General features: G+C 63.0%; 22 protein-coding genes. 15 read left to right on the top strand and 7 right to left on the bottom strand.

All coding sequences use genetic code 11. The features are described from left to right. Positions 1-69: 69 nt before the first annotated feature. Both LWF01_RS18950 and LWF01_RS18945 read left to right on the top strand, forming a co-directional pair. Complete coding sequence (locus tag LWF01_RS18950; RefSeq protein WP_349638929.1) at positions 70-768, top strand: class I SAM-dependent methyltransferase; 699 nt, start codon at positions 70-72, stop codon at positions 766-768. A 255-nt stretch (positions 769-1,023) separates the two neighbouring features. Beyond that, positions 1,024-1,623, top strand: coding sequence for a short chain dehydrogenase (locus tag LWF01_RS18945; protein WP_349638928.1), 600 nt, complete (start codon positions 1,024-1,026; stop codon positions 1,621-1,623). A 7-nt stretch (positions 1,624-1,630) separates the two neighbouring features. Here the strand turns inward: LWF01_RS18945 and LWF01_RS18940 are convergent, their stop codons facing one another. Next, positions 1,631-3,073: an OmpL47-type beta-barrel domain-containing protein gene (locus tag LWF01_RS18940; RefSeq protein WP_349638927.1), complete on the bottom strand. Its 1,443-nt coding sequence runs from the start codon at positions 3,071-3,073 to the stop codon at positions 1,631-1,633. Between the two features lie 34 nt (positions 3,074-3,107). Further along, a complete protein-coding gene (locus LWF01_RS18935; RefSeq protein WP_349638926.1) occupies positions 3,108-3,737 on the bottom strand; it encodes a hypothetical protein in 630 nt (209 codons plus the stop codon). Between the two features lie 406 nt (positions 3,738-4,143). Here LWF01_RS18935 and LWF01_RS18930 point away from each other — a divergent pair, with 406 nt between their 5' ends. Then, entirely contained in the window at positions 4,144-4,605 is a 462-nt protein-coding gene (locus tag LWF01_RS18930) for a DUF3817 domain-containing protein (protein ID WP_349638925.1), read from the top strand. A gap of 146 nt (positions 4,606-4,751) precedes the next feature. On the opposite strand, the gene LWF01_RS18925 is transcribed toward LWF01_RS18930, so the two are convergent. After that, positions 4,752-5,489: a MerR family transcriptional regulator gene (locus LWF01_RS18925; protein WP_349638924.1), complete on the bottom strand. Its 738-nt coding sequence runs from the start codon at positions 5,487-5,489 to the stop codon at positions 4,752-4,754. A gap of 53 nt (positions 5,490-5,542) precedes the next feature. On the opposite strand from LWF01_RS18925, the gene LWF01_RS18920 reads away from it, so the two are divergent. From LWF01_RS18920 to LWF01_RS18905, 4 genes are all read left to right on the top strand, one after another. Further along, a complete protein-coding gene (locus LWF01_RS18920) occupies positions 5,543-5,821 on the top strand; it encodes a hypothetical protein (RefSeq protein WP_349638923.1) in 279 nt (92 codons plus the stop codon). A 38-nt stretch (positions 5,822-5,859) separates the two neighbouring features. Then, entirely contained in the window at positions 5,860-6,831 is a 972-nt protein-coding gene (locus tag LWF01_RS18915) for an ATP-binding cassette domain-containing protein (protein ID WP_349638922.1), read from the top strand. A 78-nt stretch (positions 6,832-6,909) separates the two neighbouring features. Next, positions 6,910-7,506, top strand: a complete 597-nt coding sequence (locus LWF01_RS18910) for an ABC transporter permease (RefSeq protein ID WP_349638921.1) — start codon at positions 6,910-6,912, stop codon at positions 7,504-7,506. 28 nt (positions 7,507-7,534) lie between these two features. Continuing rightward, complete coding sequence (locus tag LWF01_RS18905; RefSeq protein ID WP_349638920.1) at positions 7,535-7,765, top strand: hypothetical protein; 231 nt, start codon at positions 7,535-7,537, stop codon at positions 7,763-7,765. Between the two features lie 91 nt (positions 7,766-7,856). Here the strand turns inward: LWF01_RS18905 and LWF01_RS18900 are convergent, their stop codons facing one another. Continuing rightward, a complete protein-coding gene (locus LWF01_RS18900; RefSeq protein WP_349638919.1) occupies positions 7,857-8,267 on the bottom strand; it encodes a DUF1761 domain-containing protein in 411 nt (136 codons plus the stop codon). A gap of 82 nt (positions 8,268-8,349) precedes the next feature. Between LWF01_RS18900 and LWF01_RS18895 the strand changes: the two genes are divergently transcribed. Beyond that, positions 8,350-9,027, top strand: a complete 678-nt coding sequence (locus tag LWF01_RS18895) for a winged helix-turn-helix transcriptional regulator (protein WP_349638918.1) — start codon at positions 8,350-8,352, stop codon at positions 9,025-9,027. Positions 9,028-9,076: 49 nt separating this feature from the next. On the opposite strand, the gene LWF01_RS18890 is transcribed toward LWF01_RS18895, so the two are convergent. Further along, positions 9,077-9,421: a hypothetical protein gene (locus LWF01_RS18890; RefSeq protein WP_349638917.1), complete on the bottom strand. Its 345-nt coding sequence runs from the start codon at positions 9,419-9,421 to the stop codon at positions 9,077-9,079. Between the two features lie 121 nt (positions 9,422-9,542). On the opposite strand from LWF01_RS18890, the gene LWF01_RS18885 reads away from it, so the two are divergent. The 7 genes from LWF01_RS18885 (at position 9,543) to LWF01_RS18855 (ending at position 14,389) form a co-directional block, all read left to right on the top strand. After that, complete coding sequence (locus LWF01_RS18885) at positions 9,543-10,076, top strand: DinB family protein (protein ID WP_349638916.1); 534 nt, start codon at positions 9,543-9,545, stop codon at positions 10,074-10,076. Positions 10,077-10,242: 166 nt separating this feature from the next. Further along, the gene (locus LWF01_RS18880) at positions 10,243-10,656 is read left to right on the top strand and encodes a VOC family protein (protein ID WP_349638915.1); all 414 of its coding nucleotides are present in this window, start codon (positions 10,243-10,245) and stop codon (positions 10,654-10,656) included. Beyond that, positions 10,653-10,919 carry a mycothiol transferase gene (locus LWF01_RS18875; protein WP_349638914.1) on the top strand — a complete coding sequence of 89 codons (267 nt, stop codon included), beginning with the start codon at positions 10,653-10,655 and terminating at the stop codon, positions 10,917-10,919. The genes LWF01_RS18880 and LWF01_RS18875 overlap by 4 nt, the downstream gene beginning before the upstream one ends. Next, on the top strand, positions 10,888-11,133 hold the full coding sequence (locus LWF01_RS18870) for a mycothiol transferase (protein ID WP_349638913.1): 246 nt from the start codon (positions 10,888-10,890) through the stop codon (positions 11,131-11,133). The genes LWF01_RS18875 and LWF01_RS18870 overlap by 32 nt, the downstream gene beginning before the upstream one ends. Before the next feature lie 213 nt (positions 11,134-11,346). Further along, on the top strand, positions 11,347-12,474 hold the full coding sequence (locus LWF01_RS18865; RefSeq protein ID WP_349638912.1) for an efflux RND transporter periplasmic adaptor subunit: 1,128 nt from the start codon (positions 11,347-11,349) through the stop codon (positions 12,472-12,474). Between the two features lie 5 nt (positions 12,475-12,479). Further along, positions 12,480-13,187 carry an ABC transporter ATP-binding protein gene (locus tag LWF01_RS18860; protein ID WP_349640962.1) on the top strand — a complete coding sequence of 236 codons (708 nt, stop codon included), beginning with the start codon at positions 12,480-12,482 and terminating at the stop codon, positions 13,185-13,187. Further along, a complete protein-coding gene (locus LWF01_RS18855; protein ID WP_349638911.1) occupies positions 13,184-14,389 on the top strand; it encodes an ABC transporter permease in 1,206 nt (401 codons plus the stop codon). The genes LWF01_RS18860 and LWF01_RS18855 overlap by 4 nt, the downstream gene beginning before the upstream one ends. A gap of 60 nt (positions 14,390-14,449) precedes the next feature. Here LWF01_RS18855 and LWF01_RS18850 read toward each other — a convergent pair whose 3' ends face one another. Next, entirely contained in the window at positions 14,450-15,133 is a 684-nt protein-coding gene (locus LWF01_RS18850) for a potassium channel family protein (RefSeq protein WP_349638910.1), read from the bottom strand. Between the two features lie 7 nt (positions 15,134-15,140). Beyond that, a complete protein-coding gene (locus LWF01_RS18845) occupies positions 15,141-16,544 on the bottom strand; it encodes a TrkH family potassium uptake protein (RefSeq protein ID WP_349638909.1) in 1,404 nt (467 codons plus the stop codon). Positions 16,545-16,729: the final 185 nt, after the last annotated feature.

Raw genomic sequence — 16,729 nt, 5'->3', positions numbered from 1 at the left:
CCCTGCCTGAACCCAGAAGGTGCACCCCGGGTGTTGTGCTGCCGACCCGACCGAACCACCATTGACATCATGGGTCAGCAGGAATCAGAGCACGACAAAGATCACGACGACCGCCACCGGCCAGAAGTTATGGACGGAGCGTTCTGGGATTCAATGTACGAGCAACGGCCGGCCCTTTGGAGCGGCACGCCGAATCCCCAGCTGGTCAGCGAAATTTCCAGCCTGCCGCCGGGCTCGGCGCTCGACGTCGGATGCGGCGAGGGCGCGGACGCACTGTGGCTGGCCCGAGCTGGATGGACCGTGACGGCAGTGGACATTTCGTCCGTCGCTCTCGGCCGAGCCCGAACCAATGCCGCGGCCGAGGCAGAAGGCTCGGCTGCCATTGAAAGCGCGGCTGACGGCATCAACTGGCTGCAGGCGGATCTGACAACCTGGACCCCTCCGGCACCTGCGTTCGATCTCGTTTCGGCCCAGTATTTTCAGCTTCCAAACCCACCCCGCAGTGAAACGCTTCGGCGGTTGGGCTCCGCAGTGGCACGCGAGGGCCACCTGCTTGTCGTAGGTCACCATCCCGGAGACGAATTGACCCCCTCGGGCAACCGGCGGCATCCGGAGGTGCTCTACAGTCCGGACAATGTGACCGCATTGTTCGATCCTGGGCAGTGGCGGCCGGTGGTATCCGAGGCGCGAACGCGCCAAGTCAGCGACCGGCAGGGAAAACCGGGCGAAGTAACGGATACCGTCGTGCTCTTGCGCAAGATCGGCTAGGCAGCAGGATCGGCTAGGCAGCCGCCGACCACCGGCGGCGATCGCTCCGCTACCGAGCTACCGAGCGGCGCCGACCGCTCCGCTACCGAGCTACCGAGCGCGGCGAACACTTGCTACCGAGCGCGGCGAACACTTGCTACCGAGCGCGGCGAACACTTGCTACCGAGCGCGCGGAATATCCCGGTTGGATAGCAGGTTCACCCTCTGCGTCGTCCCTGGCCCAGGGGACCGACCACCACACGGCAGGAGGCCAGCATGCACATCGCACTCATCGGTGCCACCGGAACAATCGGTACCGCAGTGAACCGTCAGCTGAAGGATCGCGGCCACACGGTTTCAGCACTATCCCGGTCGACCAATCCCGCGCTGTCAATCGAAGATCACGCGTCGATCGTCAATGCGCTCGAGTCACTTGAGCAGATTGACGCCGTCGCCGTCGCCTCCGGATCGACGCCATTCAAACCGCTGCCCGAGCTCAGCCGGACCGACTTCGCCGCGGCACTCGGAAATAAGGCCCTTGGCCAGATCGATATCGCCCAGACCGCGGTGTCGATTCTGCCGGAAGGCGGATCGATCACCCTGATCAGCGGGATTCTCGCCAACGTGCCGGTAACTCAGGGCACGACAGCATCCGTTGCCAACGCGGCAATCGAGGCCTACGTTCGCTCCGCCGCCGGCCTGCTCCCGCGCGGCATCAGGATCAATGCGATCAGCCCAAGCGTTCTGACTGAATCGCTCGATGGATATGCGCCATTCTTCCCCGGCATTTCACCCGTCGATGCCGACGATGTCGCGGCGGCTTACGTTCGGTCAATCGAGGGCGCCGAAACCGGACAGGTTATTACCGTGCTCTGAGCCTGGTCTAGCCCACGGAGAAGTTCTTCGTTGTAATGGCCTCGTTCCCGACCTTGTCCGTCACGAATACAGTGATCGTGTAGTAGGTTCGCTTCCGCTCGAACTTCGAGTCCGGCACCGACACATACCATCCGGCTCCGGAAATTCTGGCCGAGGCGCGCCTTTCACAGGCTGCGCCAGTCCATTTCGAACCGTCGAAACAGCGACTATCCGATGACCTGCGCAACACGTAACTCGCCGTGCCGATGCCGCTTCCGCCGGCGTCGGACGTGTCACCGCAGAGTCCGCCTGAAATGCCATAGCTCTTACAGTTGGCACTCCACTCGGTGTGGGTCATGTCGCCGGTCCGAGACGAGACAGTCAGAACCGGAGGCCGGTTATCGAGCTTGATATGCGTGCTGTGTTCCGCCTCAGCCCGCCCGGCGGTGTCGGTCGCAAAATAAGTGATTGTGTTGTCGCCCTGTGTCGTGACCTTGAATTCGGCGGAATACTGCCGGACGGTGACCGGGGTGCCGCCATTGATCCGGTAGGTGATCGAACGAATCCCGGAGCCAGAAGATGCCGAGGCGAATATCTGCACTTCCACCGAGGACCGCTGGTACCAGCCGTCCGCCCCGGAAGTGTCGTTTACCTGGAGCCGGCTGGTCGCCTTCGATTTACCCACGGCTACCTGCCAGCTATTGCCGCTGGTGCTGGTGCGGTCTGTGAAGGCGGCATCCGCGGCGCCCATCGAGGCCCCGCCCGGCACCAGCAGCACGACCACCGCGAGGGCGGCGATGATTCCAGAGGAACGAGCAACGACACGTTTCGCTGGTTCAAGTGCCCTTGGCCGCTGGGCACCGGATTCCCCGGTCGTCCCGCCAGCCGACCCGGTACCCGCACCATCCGGCCCAGCGTCCGCAAGCTCCCGCGGCGCCTTGCTGAGAATGACAACGGACAGTGCGATCAAAGTCAGCACGGCCCAGGTCGTTAACGCCGGAAAGTTGCCGGTGCCTATCCACAGACTGGGCAGACCAACATAGGGCACCAGCAGCCTGGCCTGACCGCTGATCTGATCGCGGCTGATCGGCGTGCTGTCTATATCCTTATTGGCGTCGCCCGCCGTGTCGAAGGTGCCGTCGTCATTCGCGGAGACGATCCGGTGCAAGCGGGTCTTCGCCACCCCGCTGGGCTCGGCAAATGCCGGGCTGCTGAATTCCACCACGCCACCGACCGGAACAGCTGACTCGCTCGGAAGGTTGGTTGACAGCACGACGTCGCCCGGGTTGATATGGGGTCGCATCGATCCGCTCTGCACGACGGAACCGTGCCAGCCGAAAAGCGCTGGAAGTAGGGCAATCGCGGCAAGCGACAGCAGAAACGTGAGGTACGTCAGCGAAGCCGTTGACAGCGCGAGCCAGCCCCAGCCGCCCAAGGTTCGGGCGATACCGGGGCCGGACTCACGTGGCACTGCCCGCTACCTGACGGGCATCCAATCCCATCTGTCAGGGCTGGGTTGGCGTCTCGTTGCTTTGCAGCTCCCACACCAGATCGATGCTGGTCCGCGCGCCCTGCAGAGCATCGATCTGCTGCTGGGTCATGCCGGTGGTGTCGAACTTCCAGGTTCCCCGGTAGGTCCTCTTCTCACCTGGCTTGCCGGTCGTCGCCCACTTGGACCCGCCGGTGGCGTAGTCGTGGTTGCCCACGGCCAGGTCTGACAGTGACTCCGGGGGAAGAGCGCCCGGGGCAGGCGTGAAGCCGGTGCAGTTGTTGAATGTTCCGCCGGTGCCCTGTTCGACCTGGAAAGTAATGTGATCTTCCAGTCCCTGGGCCGACTCGGAGAGGTTCTGCACATAGGACCTCACCTCTCCGGCCACATTAGAGCCGGATGTGACGACGATGCACTTCTGGCCGGTGGCGCCCGGCACCAGGTTTTGCACGGTGAATCCGGCCGCACCCAGGTCATCATCGCTGAGCATGACCTGGCCCGAACTCCAAGCATTGCCGGAGTTGCGGGTGTCGGCGGTGAAGGCTGCCTGGGAACCCTGCCAGACGAGGCCGCCTGCCATGAGCACGGCGAGGGGACCCGCGCTGAGGGCAGCGATTTTTCGGGTGCGGGCGCTAGGGATTTTCATTTGTATGGACCTTTTCCGGTGATACTTCGAAGGCAGGGGGATACCACTCGGCTGCGGTATCAACCCCATGGGACAGGGTGAGGATCATCTAACGTGACGCTTTGGCGGTCAGGTGGTGGGCGGATCGTCAGCATCTCTTGCGAGCTGCTTGACGATCGGCCGCATTGGGATCGATCCGGTTGACCATTTCGAGCGTCTGCCGATTTGCTGTCGCGTTAAGGACCGTTGGACCATGCCCCGCGCAGGACAGCTAGAACTTGATCCTAGTCCAGAATCACCGCCGCGCAAATCAGTTACGAAAATTTGCGTGGCGCGTAACCCTCAGACGCCGCCTGGATTTGCCGATAAGGGCAACCGACAGGTGTGCGGTAGCGTGGTGAGGTCTCGTTTCCAATTGAGGAGATCCATGGCTCCCCGCGCCCTATTCCGTTCAATTGCGTTCGCCGAAGCAGTGACCTGGACGCTGCTGCTGATCGGTCTATTCCTGAAATACGTGACTCACACGACGGAACTTGGCGTTCGGATCGGCGGCGGCCTGCATGGGTTCGTATTCCTGTGCTACGTCGTCGGAACCTGCTTCGTATGGATCAACCAGAAATGGCCGGCCCGCTCGGGGCTGCTCGCCGTGGTTTCCGCGATAATTCCCTACGCCACAATCCCGGTGGAGAAGTCACTTGATCGCAAGGGCATGTTGGCCGGCGGATGGCGACTGGCTGCCGGCGGCGAGACACCGGTTGGCCTCTTGGAGAAAACTCAGAGCTGGATCCTTCGGAATCCAATTCTGTCGGTCGTCGTCGCCATTGCCGGCGTGACAATCGTATTCAGCTTCCTATTGTTCCTTGGCCCGCCGGGAACCTGGTTCGCCTAGCTGACCGAGCGAAGAGTGTGGCTTTCCCGCGGTCGCCTGCACTGCTGTTCGCCTGATTGTCACGGTTGTGCAGGTGGGTGTGAAGATCTACTGTCACGGCTCACAAGGTCAACGACAGCAGGTTCTTAGCTCGTGTCGCCGGAAAGTCATACCTGGTTCAGTCGCCGAGTGAGGAGTTCGTCGAGGCGTCCCCATGCCGGGCTGTCGATGCCGAGGTGCCCAGTAAGGATGTCGATGGTCTCTGGTGATGCCTTGATGAAGTCGGGGACGTCGGAGGCGAGTGTCATTCGTCGTGCGAGTCGTGCGGCCGCGTCGGCGAGCTGGTTGAGTCGGGGGTCGTCGGGGCCCCAGTCGATGGCATCGTCGTAGCCGCACAGCACGGCAACGTACTCGTCATCGTCGAGCAAGGCTGTGCGTGCGGGGAGGATAGCTCGGGTGATGTCTGGTGCGACGGCGTGGCCGAGGATCCAGCCGTCTCGAATGGCGTGCTCGTGGCGTTCGGATAGCCCGATTGCGCGGAGTCGGTTCATGTACTCGACGGCCTCGGGAGGAAGGCAAAGTCGGTCCGGTTGGTCGAGGTGCCGGAGGCGAACACGGCGTTCTTGGAGTTGGCGGACGTGGTTGCGCAGGTCAGTGTCGATCCTGTCGATCTGTTCATTGGCGGTCTCGGCGTCGGCGTTCAAGACGTCGGGGATGCGTGCCAGCGGAACACCGGCTTGGGCGAGAGTGATGATGCGGGTCAGGTCGATGACCGCCTGCGCGTCGTAGCGGCGATACCCGGAGGCGTCTCGCTCCGGCTCGGTCAACAGCCCCTTCGCGTGGTAGACGCGGATGGCCTTGGTCGATACGCCGGCGTAGGTGGCGAGCTGCCCGATAGTTAGCATCCTTCATGATGGTACTTGACCTTGCCCTTAGGGCAAGGTTGCAGGCTGTTTGCATGACCAATTACGAGTTCGATGAACACACCCTCCGCGCCCTCGCGGACGAGGGCAATGAGACCGCGCTGGACCAGCTCGCCGATCTCGCCGATGCCCGCAATGATGTGGACGCGCTCTCCGAGCTGCTCGACGAGGGCAGTGAGCACGCCGGACGTCTGTTGACCCGCCGCGCCGTGGAGAAGCGCGACGTGCGCGAGCTGCAGCGGCTCTCCGACGCCGGCAGCCCGGACGCCGCACCGGAGTTGGATCGGCTCCTCGACGAAGGGCGTAAACCGTGAGCGGCAGCGCGTCCAGGCAAGCACCGACAGTACTCGGAGTGGATGTAACGGCCCCCGCGATCGTGGTGTCAGGCGTTCGGAAGGCGTACGGGAAGAACGTCGCGCTGGACGGCGTCTCGCTGACCGTGCCGCGCGGGACCGTCTTCGCCTTGCTCGGACCCAACGGGTCGGGCAAGACGACCCTGGTGCAGTTGCTCTCCACTCTGCGTCTCCCGGACGAGGGAACCGCCGAGGTGCTCGGCCACGACATCCGGCGCGCGCCCGCGAAGGTTCGGGCCGGCATCGGGGTGACCGGACAGTTCTCCGCTGTGGACAGCATGCTCACCGGTCTCGAGAACCTGTTGCTGATGGCGAAGCTCTACCACGTTCCCAATGGCGAGAGGGAGGCGCGGGCGCGCAAGCTGCTGGAACGCTTCAACCTCACCGAGGCGGGGTCTCGTCCTCCGGCCACCTACTCCGGTGGAATGCGGCGACGACTCGATCTCGCGATGACTCTCATGGGCAACCCGGCATTGATCTTCCTGGACGAGCCGACCACTGGCCTGGACCCTCGCAGCCGCCAGACGATGTGGCAGATCGTCCGCGAGCTCGTCGCCGACGGGGCGACCGTGTTCCTCACCACCCAGTACCTCCAGGAAGCCGACGAACTCGCCGACAACATCGCCGTGCTCGACCACGGGCAAATCGTCGCCCAGGGCACCCCAGCCGAACTCAAACAGCAGGTTCCCGGCGCGCACCTCACGCTGCGTTTCACCGACTTAGGCATTCTCGACGCCGCCGCAGAAGCCCTTCCTGGCAGCACACCCGACGCGGACTCGCTCATCCTGCGCGTGCCGCTAGACGCGGACGGCGGCGCAATCAAACGAGTTCTGGACGAGGTACCGAGCGGCCTGGCAATCGAGGACATCACCGTGCACACACCCGACCTGGATGACGTGTTCTTCGCCCTCACCGGCATCAGAACCAACGCGAACCCTGACGAGAGCACACAGACCGAGGACCACCGATGACGACCATGACCGCTGCCCGTGATACCTCCGCGATGGTTGGGCGCGGGCCTCTCCGGGTCCGGAAGCACGCTCAGCTACGTGGACTTCCTCACGCCGGGCATCCTCGTGATGACTGTCGCAGCTGGAGCCCTTCCCTCCGCGGTCAGCGTGTCCACTGACATGTCTGAGGGCATCATCGATCGATTCCGCACAATGCCCATCGCCCGCAGTGCGGTCCTGACCGGGCATGTCGTGGGAGGCATCGTCCGCACCCTGCTCTCCGCAATCCTGGTGACCATTGTGGCCCTGCTGATGGGGTTCCGTCCGGCTGGGAGCCCTCTCGCTTGGGTCGCTGCTGCAGGGATCATCCTCGCCTTCGCGTTCGCGCTCACCTGGCTCGCCGTCGCTATCGGCCTCGCGGCCAAGACTCCCACCGGAGCCAACAGTCTGGCGCAGATTATCTCGACCGTGCTGCCCTTCCTGTCCAGTGCGTTCGTGCCCACCGCGTCCATGGCTGTCGGGATTCGCTGGTTCGCCGATTTCCAGCCCTTCACCCCCGTCGTCCATAGCGTCCGCGCTCTGCTGACCGGCACCGAAGCAGGTAACAGCGTGATATTCGCGCTCACCTGGTGCATCATCATCGCCCTGGTCGGCTACATCTGGGGACTCCGCGCATTCCGCACCAAAACGGCATGACACGGCTTACCGAGGACAGAGGGCGCTGGTGGATGACGTTCGAGAGCAGGTTCCAGACCGCGGCATGTTGTCCGCGAGCGATAACGCGTGGGAGCACGCCACGAAGATGGCGAAGATGAATCGTTTACTCACAGATCTCCCGATCGTGGGGCACGGCCGCGCGGATGCTGCAGCGTCAGACCTGGGCATCTCACGTCGGCAGGTTTACGTTCTTGCTGCAGAGGTGGCAACACTGCGATGGGGCTCGTTTCAGACCTGATTCCTGGACGATCGAACGGTGGTCGGGGTCGAACAAACCTGCCTGAGCCGGTCGAGATGATCGTCTCGGAGGCGCGCCCGCACGTGGAGTTCTACAGCAGGCCAAGCACCAGTGACATCACGAGAAAGAGCAACAGCTGATAGCCGGTGTTGATAGCCGTGAGCCTCGCGGGTTTCATCTCGAAAGCGTTGTGCTGAACGAGCGTCGACGCCGAGAACGCCCCCCACAGTGCGAGCCCCACGAGCAACGCGGCCCCTACCGAGTCGTTCCCGGTCGCCTGTGCCGTGACGCTAATGGCCACGGCCAGACCGAGCGCCATCACGATGACCGTGATGAAGAGTTGGACCATGCTTTTCGCCCGGACGGGCTTGATCCGCTCCGGCGTCACTCCCGTCAGCTTCTCCCAGGCACGGGCAATGGGGCCTTTCTGATACCAGATGAACGCGACGAGCATCCCCGCGACGATGGCGAGAACGACGCCGAGCCAGCTGAGTTCGATCACGCGTTACTCCTCGGTATGTCCGAATGTCACACCGCTCGAGACCTGGGGTGATGGCTCGGATGACGGGTTGATATTATCTAGCATGATAGAAAAAGTAAAGCGGCGCGGTGCCCGCTCCTATGGGCAGTTCTGTGGCCTCGCCCGCGCGCTCGACCTCGTGGGGGAACGCTGGAACCTTCTCATCGTCCGAGAGCTACTGCCCGGGCCGCTGCGCTACAACGAGCTGAAGACGTCGCTCGCCGGCATCGCAACTAACCTCCTGGCTGAGCGGCTACGCACTTTGGAAGAAAACGGCATCCTTCAACGACAACTCGGAGACGCTGGGATTCGCTATGCACTGACCCCGTGGGGCGCTGAACTTCGCGAACCGCTGGAAGCTCTCGGCAGGTGGGGAGCACCGCTCGTGGCCTCGGGACGCGGCGACGATTCCTTCCACCCCCGCTGGCTGGTTCTCGCGTTGCCGGCGCTGCTACGAGGCGTCACTGCAACGCCGCCGGCAGAACTCGGCCTGAATATCGAAGGGTTCTCTATCGTCCTGCACGTCGACGAGCACGGCCCACGAGCATTCGCGCACCCTGAACACGCGGCAGGAACCGTCATCGAAGCGGCCCCGGAAATCGTCGTCGGCCTTGCCGCTGGTGCGATCACGGTTGAACAAGCCCGTACATTCATTCGAGTCGAGGGGGACGCGAGCCTTCTCGACGCTGTCTTTCCAGCAGAGCGCTCCGCCGTTGCGCCAAGACTCAAACCCAAAACCTGATCGCCACCGAAACCTAGGGCCGAAACCTCTGCGAGTACGAAAACTGACGTCAGTAGCTGAACTGACCCACCAGCTGCTTCATCTCCGCAGCCATATCCGCCAGCTCATCGGCGGCCTCACTGGTACTGGCGGCAGCCGCCGTCGTGTCGGATGCCGTTCGGGCGACAACCGCGATATTGCCCGCGATACTGGTCGACCCCGTCGCCGCCTCCGCAACGTTGCGACCCATTACGTTGGTCGTCGCGGTCTGTTCCTCCACGGCGGAAGCAATAGTGGACTGGGAGTCATTGATCTGCAGAATGATCTCCAGGATCTGGGAAATCGCTGAAACAGCGGCGTCGGTACGGATGGTGTTACTGCCTTGATCGGCCGCCCAGCGGTTGATCAAACCCATTCGTGGAAGAAACCCGTCACCGCGCCCGCGCCGCACGGCCCGTCACCGCGCGCGCTGCACGGCTCGGCGACATCCGTAATCCACGCCGGAAGCCGCATCTGCGTGGGGTTATTCTCAAGACATGAACGCCTTGCCGCCACCACCCCGGGACACCAAGGACTGGACCTGGGTTCTGGACCGTCCGTGCCCGGAATGCGGCTTCAACTCAACTGATTTCGATCGCGACGACTTCGCGGACCGCATCGATGACACCGTGAATTTCTGGCGCGCCCGGCTTGCCGCCGACGACGTGCGAATCCGTCCCGAGATCACCATCTGGTCACCGCTCGAATATGGCTGCCATATCCGCGATGCCCTGGCGGTGTTCGATCAACGATTTGCGCTCATGCTCAGCCAGGACGATGCGCATTTCGACGATTGGGACCCCGACCAGGCTGCGCTTACCGGCGAGTACCCGCTGCAGAATCCGCGCACGGTTGCCGGTCAGATCGCCGTACATGGGGCGGCGGTCAGCGAGCGGCTCCGGTCAATGCGGCCCGAAGACTGGAATTGCACCGGATCCCGCAGCAACGGCTCCCTGTTCACAGTCGACTCACTCGCCCGGTATCTGCTGCACGATCTGATCCACCACGAATGGGACGTGGACGTCAGCTAACGATGCTGCCAGCCCGGAGCCGCCGCGCCAGGCGCAAAAACCCTGTCGATCCCGTCTAGGCGGAAGCAGACTTGAGCCTTGTAATCACGCAGCGACGTAATTACGGTAAGACGCATCTGGACAAACCTGAGCACCTTCGAGACGGCTGGAGCCCACCATCACGACCATGACCACCCGCACGCCGGCACCTCAGATTTATGTCAGTTTCCCCGGAACCGCGCGGGACGCGCTGAACTTCTACGCGGGCATTTTCGGCGGCGAGCTCTCCTTGCACACATACGAGGACTTCAGTAGGAAAGACGGTCCGGCAGGCGCGATAGCTCATGGAGAGCTTAAAGGCGTGGTTGCTCTGGCGGGAGCGGATGCAGCAGCCGGAGAGAAAACGGCCCGGCCCGAAGGCATCATGTTATCGCTGCTGGGGACCGCCGAACCGGCGGTTCTCCATGAGTGGTTCGACCAACTCGCTGTTGGCGGGTCGGTTGTCGATGCCCTCGCGCCAAAGCCCTGGGGTGCATCGGATGGCCAGGTCATTGATCGTCATGGCCTTCATTGGCTCGTTGGATATGAGCCTGAGGCGTGAGTGACGCGCAACTGCTTGCTCAGTTGGCGAACGAGCGCAGCCACGTGCTTCAAGCCGTGGACGGGCTCGCGGAGGCCGCGATGCACCGAGTAATGGCCCCGTCCGGTTGGACGATAACGCAGCTCCTCAACCACCTCGCGTTTGACGACGAGATGTTCGTCGATCGCGGCTGTACTCGGTGGCGACGCTCGCGCAATCGGGGCCCTTCACAATGGTTGGGCGTCGGAGCCGATGACCGGCAAGGAAGCTATCAACGTCTATAAACGTGCGATCACCCGAAGTGACGAGGTCCTTGCGGAGGCCGACCTCGATGCCGCTCCCCGATGGTGGCCACCCGCCAACGAGTTCGCCGCACCACCGATGCGCGACGGGCGCGAGGTCGTGTTTCGCGTGCTCGCCGAGACTTCCGTCCACGCCGGCCACCTTGACATTGTGCGGGAGCTGATCGACGGCCATCAGAACCTGGTGGTGGGATAAGCCGGACTCTCCAACGGCACACCCGAGGCACTTCCAGCTCTCGGCGTCCTATCCCGGACGGACAAGCCGCGTCGATACCGATTCAGTCACGACCCTGTCGCACGCCGGCCGCAATCAGCTTCCTGCGCATAGGCTGATTGTCGCTGTGCCGCCGACCAGATAGCTCCCCACCCCGACGGCATTCCCCGTACCCGACGATGGAGACTCCCCCGCGTGAACGTTTTTCGCCGAATCATTCTTCCTGTTGTCTGGCTGGCTATCGCAGCGGTGATCGCGGTCTCGCTGGTCAAGCTGGCTTTCGGAGCTGAATCTGACGCCACGGAGTCACCCCTGCAACCCGATGGCGAAGTCGTGTCATCTGAGGTCGTCGTCGAACGTGGCACTGTGCACAACACCGTCGACCTCAAGGGCACTATCCGGAAAGACACCTCCGCGCCGGCAAAGGCCTCGCACACGGGCTCCGTCAACCATTTCTTCGTGTCGCCGGGGACAGAGGTTCGTGAAGGCGACCGAATCTTCCAGATCGTCAGCGACGGCGAGCCCACTGGGCAATCCGCGCCTGAGGGCAATCAGGAGTCCGGCACCGATTCGTCCGAGGGCTCCCCGGAATCGGAAACCGAAGCCGGCGAACCAGCCGTGAGCAAGCGGTACTACACAGTCGTCGCGCCGGCCGACGGAACTGTCGGAGACTTCCAGGTGGTCCGGAACCAGGCCGTGACGACGGGCGATGTGGTGACGAAGATCGTCAAGGACACCTTCCGGGCCACCGCCACCATCGCGCCCGAGCAGCAGTACCGTCTGCTGGACGAACCGGATGTCGCAACCGTCACCGTCGCGAGCGGCCCCGAGCCCTTCGAGTGCACCAGCGTGCGCATCTCATCCGCGGACGATGCGTCGAGCAATTCCGCGCAGACCGATTCCGGCTCTGACGGCACAGAGGATGACCCCGCAGTGGATGACTCGGCAGCCGGGTCGGGTCCGGAGGACGGCGAGAGCGCCACCGGTTCGGAGGAAAACGGCGCCAGCATCAGCTGCCGGGTGCCCCGGAAGGTCAAAGTGTTCTCGGGACTCACTCTGACGATGTCTATCGATGCCGGCTCAGCCGAGGACGTGCTGACCGTTCCGGTCACCGCCATCCGAGGCGTGGTCGACAGTGGCACCGTGTGGATCATCAATGAGAACGGTGAGCCCGAAGAGCGCAGGGTCAAACTCGGACTCAGCGACGGCTCCGTCGTTGAAGTCAAAGACGGACTTACCGAAGGCGAACCAATCCTGGAGTTCGCGCCCGGCACCGAACCCGAGGAACCCAGCGACGACGGCGCGGAAATGTACGCGCCGTGACCCCACTGCTAGGCGTGACGCCACTGCTGGAACTGTCGGAGGTGACCCGGACGGTGAAGCTGCCTGACGACCAGGACCTGCACATCCTGACGGGGGTCTCGCTTTCGGTGCACCCAGGCGATCACGTTGGCATCATCGGCCGGTCCGGCACCGGAAAGTCGACCTTGCTCAACCTGCTGGGACTGCTCGATCGGCCAACGACCGGAACACTGCGGTGGGCCGAGCACGATGTCCGCCGGCTGTCGCAACGCGTCGCAGCACGGATTCGCGGTCGCGACGTCGGTTTTGTCTTTCAGCAGTTCAATCTGTTGCCCGGCCGAACCGCCCTGGAGAACGTCGCGGCTCCGCTGATGTACGCGACCGGGAAGGAATTCTGGAATCGGAATCGCCTCGCTGCCAGGATGCTGGAGCGGGTAGGACTTGGCGAGCGGCTCAATTCGATGCCGGAAAAGCTATCCGGTGGCGAACAGCAGCGCGTCGCCATTGCACGGGCGCTCGTCCGCGGGCCGAAGGTGGTGCTCGCCGACGAGCCGACCGGGGCACTCGACGTCGAAACCGGCACAAGCGTTATGAATCTGCTGGACGGCGTCACGCACGAAACCGGCGCGGCACTTATCACCATCACGCACGACATCAACATCGCCCAAATGGCACGCCGCCGATTCCGGCTTACCGGCGGAAGACTTGTCGCCCTGCGGGAGGACGGCGAATGACCGGCTTTATGGCGGCACTCGTCGAGGCGTGGCAGGAGCTGAGGATCCACAAGCTGCGCGTGCTGCTCTCTCTCATCGGAGTTGCCGTCGCGGTCTGCGCCCTGACGACGGTGGTAGCGCTCGGCAACATCGCCGAGCAGGCCTCCATCGAGGCGCAGGAACGCTCATCCGGGCGTCCCGCCCTCTTCTCGATCACAATGTTCAACGACAGCGGCGAAACAACGGCCGACTTCCAGGAAGTGCGGCTGAAGATCGGCGACGTGATGGATCGGCACGGCATCAGCTATTCCTCGCCTGCTGCGTTAACGACTGTCGGCGCGCGAACGCCGTCGGGCAAGCAATCAATCGACATGACGATCGTCGACCAGCCTTACGCCGATATGCACAGGGTCAGCGCAACCCAGGGACGATGGTTCACCCGCGCCGACGGCGAGCTGTACGGGCCAGCGATCGTAGTGGACCAGAAATTCCTGGACGCCATGGGAGTCGAGCGACTCGATCAGGCGCGCAGCGTCACCCTCGCCGGCGATCGCGATGTGAAGGCGACGATTGTTGGCGTCATCGACGGCGATCCCTATACGGAGGCACCGACAGGCTACATATTGTCCGACTCCTATCAGCGGTGGTTCTCATCGGTGGAATCCACTGTGGAACCAAGCTGGGAAATGTGGGTTCCGCTCGACAACGCCGAGGAACTCGGCACCTCGGTACAGGGAGAACTGCAGAAACAGATGCCGGGCTGGTCCGTCGACGTCAGCCGACAGGACTACCTCACCTGGGGCGGGGACGACGGCCTCGGCGTGATCAAGACAGTGCTCGCCGGAATCAGCGTTCTCGTCCTGCTGCTCGGCGCCTTGAGCCTGCTGAACGTCGCACTGGTCACTATCAAGCAGCGGGTTCGGGAAATCGGAATCCGACGCAGCTTCGGCGCCACGTCCGGACGGGTTTTCTTCTCGGTGATGATGGAAAGCGTCGTCGCTACCCTGGCCGCCGGAGTTGCCGGCGTCATTGCATCCATAGCCGTAGTCAACAGCTCATTGGTCCGCAATTTCATCGGCGAAGGCGTGGTTGATCTGCCGCCGTTCCCGCTTTGGGCGGCTGGAGTCGGCCTTGGCACCTCCCTGTTCGTCGGCGCACTCGCCGGGCTGTTGCCGGCGCTCGTCGCGGTCAGGGTGAAAATCATCGACGCGATCAGGTTCTAGGCCACGGGGGGCCGCGCTACAGCAGTGAGCTGGGCCACCGGGCCACAGCAGCGAGCCGCGCTACAGCAGTGAGCTGAATCTCTCCGCTTTACTCTTCGGCCCAGCGACGATTATCTCGTCGTCCGAGTAGAGCACTGTTTGCGGCGTGGTGTAATCCCAGATGCCGCCCTTGCGCTTGACCGCCACAACGGTGATCCCGTGTTTTGCCCGGATGCCGGTGGCAACCAACGGCCGATTCTGGGCTTCTTCCGGCGGATGCGTTTTCACCATGGCGAAATCGTCCTCGAACTCGACGTAGTCGAGCATCGAGCCCCGGACCAGGTGCGCGACCCGTTTCCCCATGTCGTACTCGGGCCGGATCACGTGGTGCACGCCTAACTGTTCGAGAATCTCGCCGTGCGGGCCGCTGATCGCCTTCGCCCACACGGTCGGCGTCTTGAACTTCAGCAGCGCCGAGGTGGTCAGGATACTGGCCTCGAGGTCGGTTCCGATGCCAACCACGACCCGATCGAATTCGTGCACGGAGAGCTGCCGGAGCACTTCCTCGCGGGTGGAATCAGCTCGAACGACGTAGGTCAGTATGCCGTCGTAGGACTGCACCAGGTCTTCATCGATATCGATCCCCAGCACTTCGGTGCCTGAGGCGATCAGCTCGGTGGCCAGAGCGCCGCCGAACCGGCCCAGCCCGATCACGGCGACCGCTTCCGAACCTGAAATTCGCTCGACCGATCGGGTGAACGGCATGCCTGCCCTAGCCAATTAGCGGCCTCTCTCTAGGAAATTCATAAAGTGACTTGCGTTGCCGGAGTGCCAGCGCTGATGCCAGAGTCACCGGACCAAGCCGCCCGACGAACATCAGCACGATCAGCAACACCTGGCCGGCCGCCGGGAGCTGCGCGGTGATTCCGGTCGACAACCCAACCGTGGCGAACGCCGAGACTGCTTCGAACAGAAGCCGGTCAAGCCCGAAGTCTGTCATCAGCATCAGCGCCATCGTAGCGCCAACCACGAAAGCGACCGACAACAAGACAACTGTGATGGCCTGCCGATGCACCGATCGCGCCAGCCGTTTGCCGAACACGTTCACCGCGGTGCCGCCCTGCACCTCGGTGTAAAGAATAAAGAACAGCACGCCGAAAGTGGTGATCTTCAGGCCGCCGGCTGTCCCCGCCGATCCGCCACCGATGAACATCAGGATGTCGATTCCCAGCCAGGTCACCGGATCCAGCGCTCCGATGTCGACGCTGTTGAACCCTGCGGTCCTGGTGACCACCGACTGGAAGAACGAGGCAAGTAACTTATCTGCGCTGCCCAGCGCTCCGATCGACGAGGCGTTGTTCCATTCGATTGCGGCGATGAATCCGGTTCCGCCAAGCAGCAGAATTACAGTTCCCAGCAGTACAAGCTTGGTGTTCATGCTCCAGTGATGCGGCATCCGATACCGGCGCCGGAGTTCGAAGAGTACCGGGAATCCAAGTCCACCGATGATGATGGCCGCCGCGATCGGCAGGCAAACCCACGGGTCACCGACGAATGGCATCAGATTGTCGCTGAACAAAGCGAAGCCCGCGTTGTTGAACGACGACACCGCGTGGAATATGCCGTTCCAGATCGCTCGTCCGATGTCGAAGTCGTAGCCGATCACAAACCGCAGAGTCAGCACGACGGCGACGATGAGCTCGACGAACAGGCTGACTTTCACCACGCCGAGCAGCACGGAACGCACATCGCCGAATCCGGTGCTTTTGGTCTCCGCAGCGGCCGCGATCTTCGACTGAAGTCCCAGGCGATGGGCAAGCACCACGCCAAGCAACGAAGCGAACGACATGATGCCGAAGCCGCCGACCTGCATCAGCGCCAGGATCACGAACTGCCCGAAAAAGGACCAGTAGACCGGAGTATCGACCACGGCCAGGCCGGTGACGCACACCGCAGAGGTTGACGTGAACAGTGCCTCGAGGAATCCCGCGCCTCCGTCCCCGCGTCGGGAAAACGGGAGCATCAGCAGCAGGGTGCCGATCAGGATCGCACCGGCGAATCCCAGCACGATCAATTGCGGGGGGTGCCACCGCGTGTTCCGGCCTATCGCCGGTCCGAGAGTGCCCGGTACCAGCCGCCGAAACCGCTGATTAAGCGCCGAGCCGTGAGAACGCATGAGCGAAACAGTAGCGGAACAGTCCCCTTCCTCGTCGGGACTGGCGGCCATATGTGACGACGTTAACGACCTACCGGACCGTTTCGCCGCCCGGAACACAGAAATCTTGCACTCTACGATAAATCGTGCAACTATGCATAGATGCAACTTAGCTAAGCTATGTATCCATCCAGAGAGGTAATTGA

The sequence above is a fragment of the Saxibacter everestensis genome, assembly GCF_025787225.1.
Lineage (GTDB): Bacteria > Actinomycetota > Actinomycetes > Actinomycetales > Brevibacteriaceae > Saxibacter > Saxibacter everestensis.
Note: the sequence above shows the minus strand (reverse complement) of the source record. Positions and strands in the feature narration are given on the sequence as shown.

Coding starts and splice junctions, on each gene's coding strand:
- LWF01_RS18920 (WP_349638923.1), top strand. CDS start 5,543: ATGACCAATTACGAGTTCGATGAACACACCCTCCGCGCCCTCGCGGAC.
- LWF01_RS18845 (WP_349638909.1), bottom strand. CDS start 16,544: ATGCGTTCTCACGGCTCGGCGCTTAATCAGCGGTTTCGGCGGCTGGTA.
- LWF01_RS18895 (WP_349638918.1), top strand. CDS start 8,350: ATGATAGAAAAAGTAAAGCGGCGCGGTGCCCGCTCCTATGGGCAGTTC.
- LWF01_RS18890 (WP_349638917.1), bottom strand. CDS start 9,421: ATGGGTTTGATCAACCGCTGGGCGGCCGATCAAGGCAGTAACACCATC.
- LWF01_RS18930 (WP_349638925.1), top strand. CDS start 4,144: ATGGCTCCCCGCGCCCTATTCCGTTCAATTGCGTTCGCCGAAGCAGTG.
- LWF01_RS18850 (WP_349638910.1), bottom strand. CDS start 15,133: ATGCCGTTCACCCGATCGGTCGAGCGAATTTCAGGTTCGGAAGCGGTC.
- LWF01_RS18925 (WP_349638924.1), bottom strand. CDS start 5,489: ATGCTAACTATCGGGCAGCTCGCCACCTACGCCGGCGTATCGACCAAG.
- LWF01_RS18870 (WP_349638913.1), top strand. CDS start 10,888: ATGACCGGCAAGGAAGCTATCAACGTCTATAAACGTGCGATCACCCGA.
- LWF01_RS18935 (WP_349638926.1), bottom strand. CDS start 3,737: ATGAAAATCCCTAGCGCCCGCACCCGAAAAATCGCTGCCCTCAGCGCG.
- LWF01_RS18885 (WP_349638916.1), top strand. CDS start 9,543: ATGAACGCCTTGCCGCCACCACCCCGGGACACCAAGGACTGGACCTGG.
- LWF01_RS18945 (WP_349638928.1), top strand. CDS start 1,024: ATGCACATCGCACTCATCGGTGCCACCGGAACAATCGGTACCGCAGTG.
- LWF01_RS18880 (WP_349638915.1), top strand. CDS start 10,243: ATGACCACCCGCACGCCGGCACCTCAGATTTATGTCAGTTTCCCCGGA.
- LWF01_RS18950 (WP_349638929.1), top strand. CDS start 70: ATGGGTCAGCAGGAATCAGAGCACGACAAAGATCACGACGACCGCCAC.
- LWF01_RS18855 (WP_349638911.1), top strand. CDS start 13,184: ATGACCGGCTTTATGGCGGCACTCGTCGAGGCGTGGCAGGAGCTGAGG.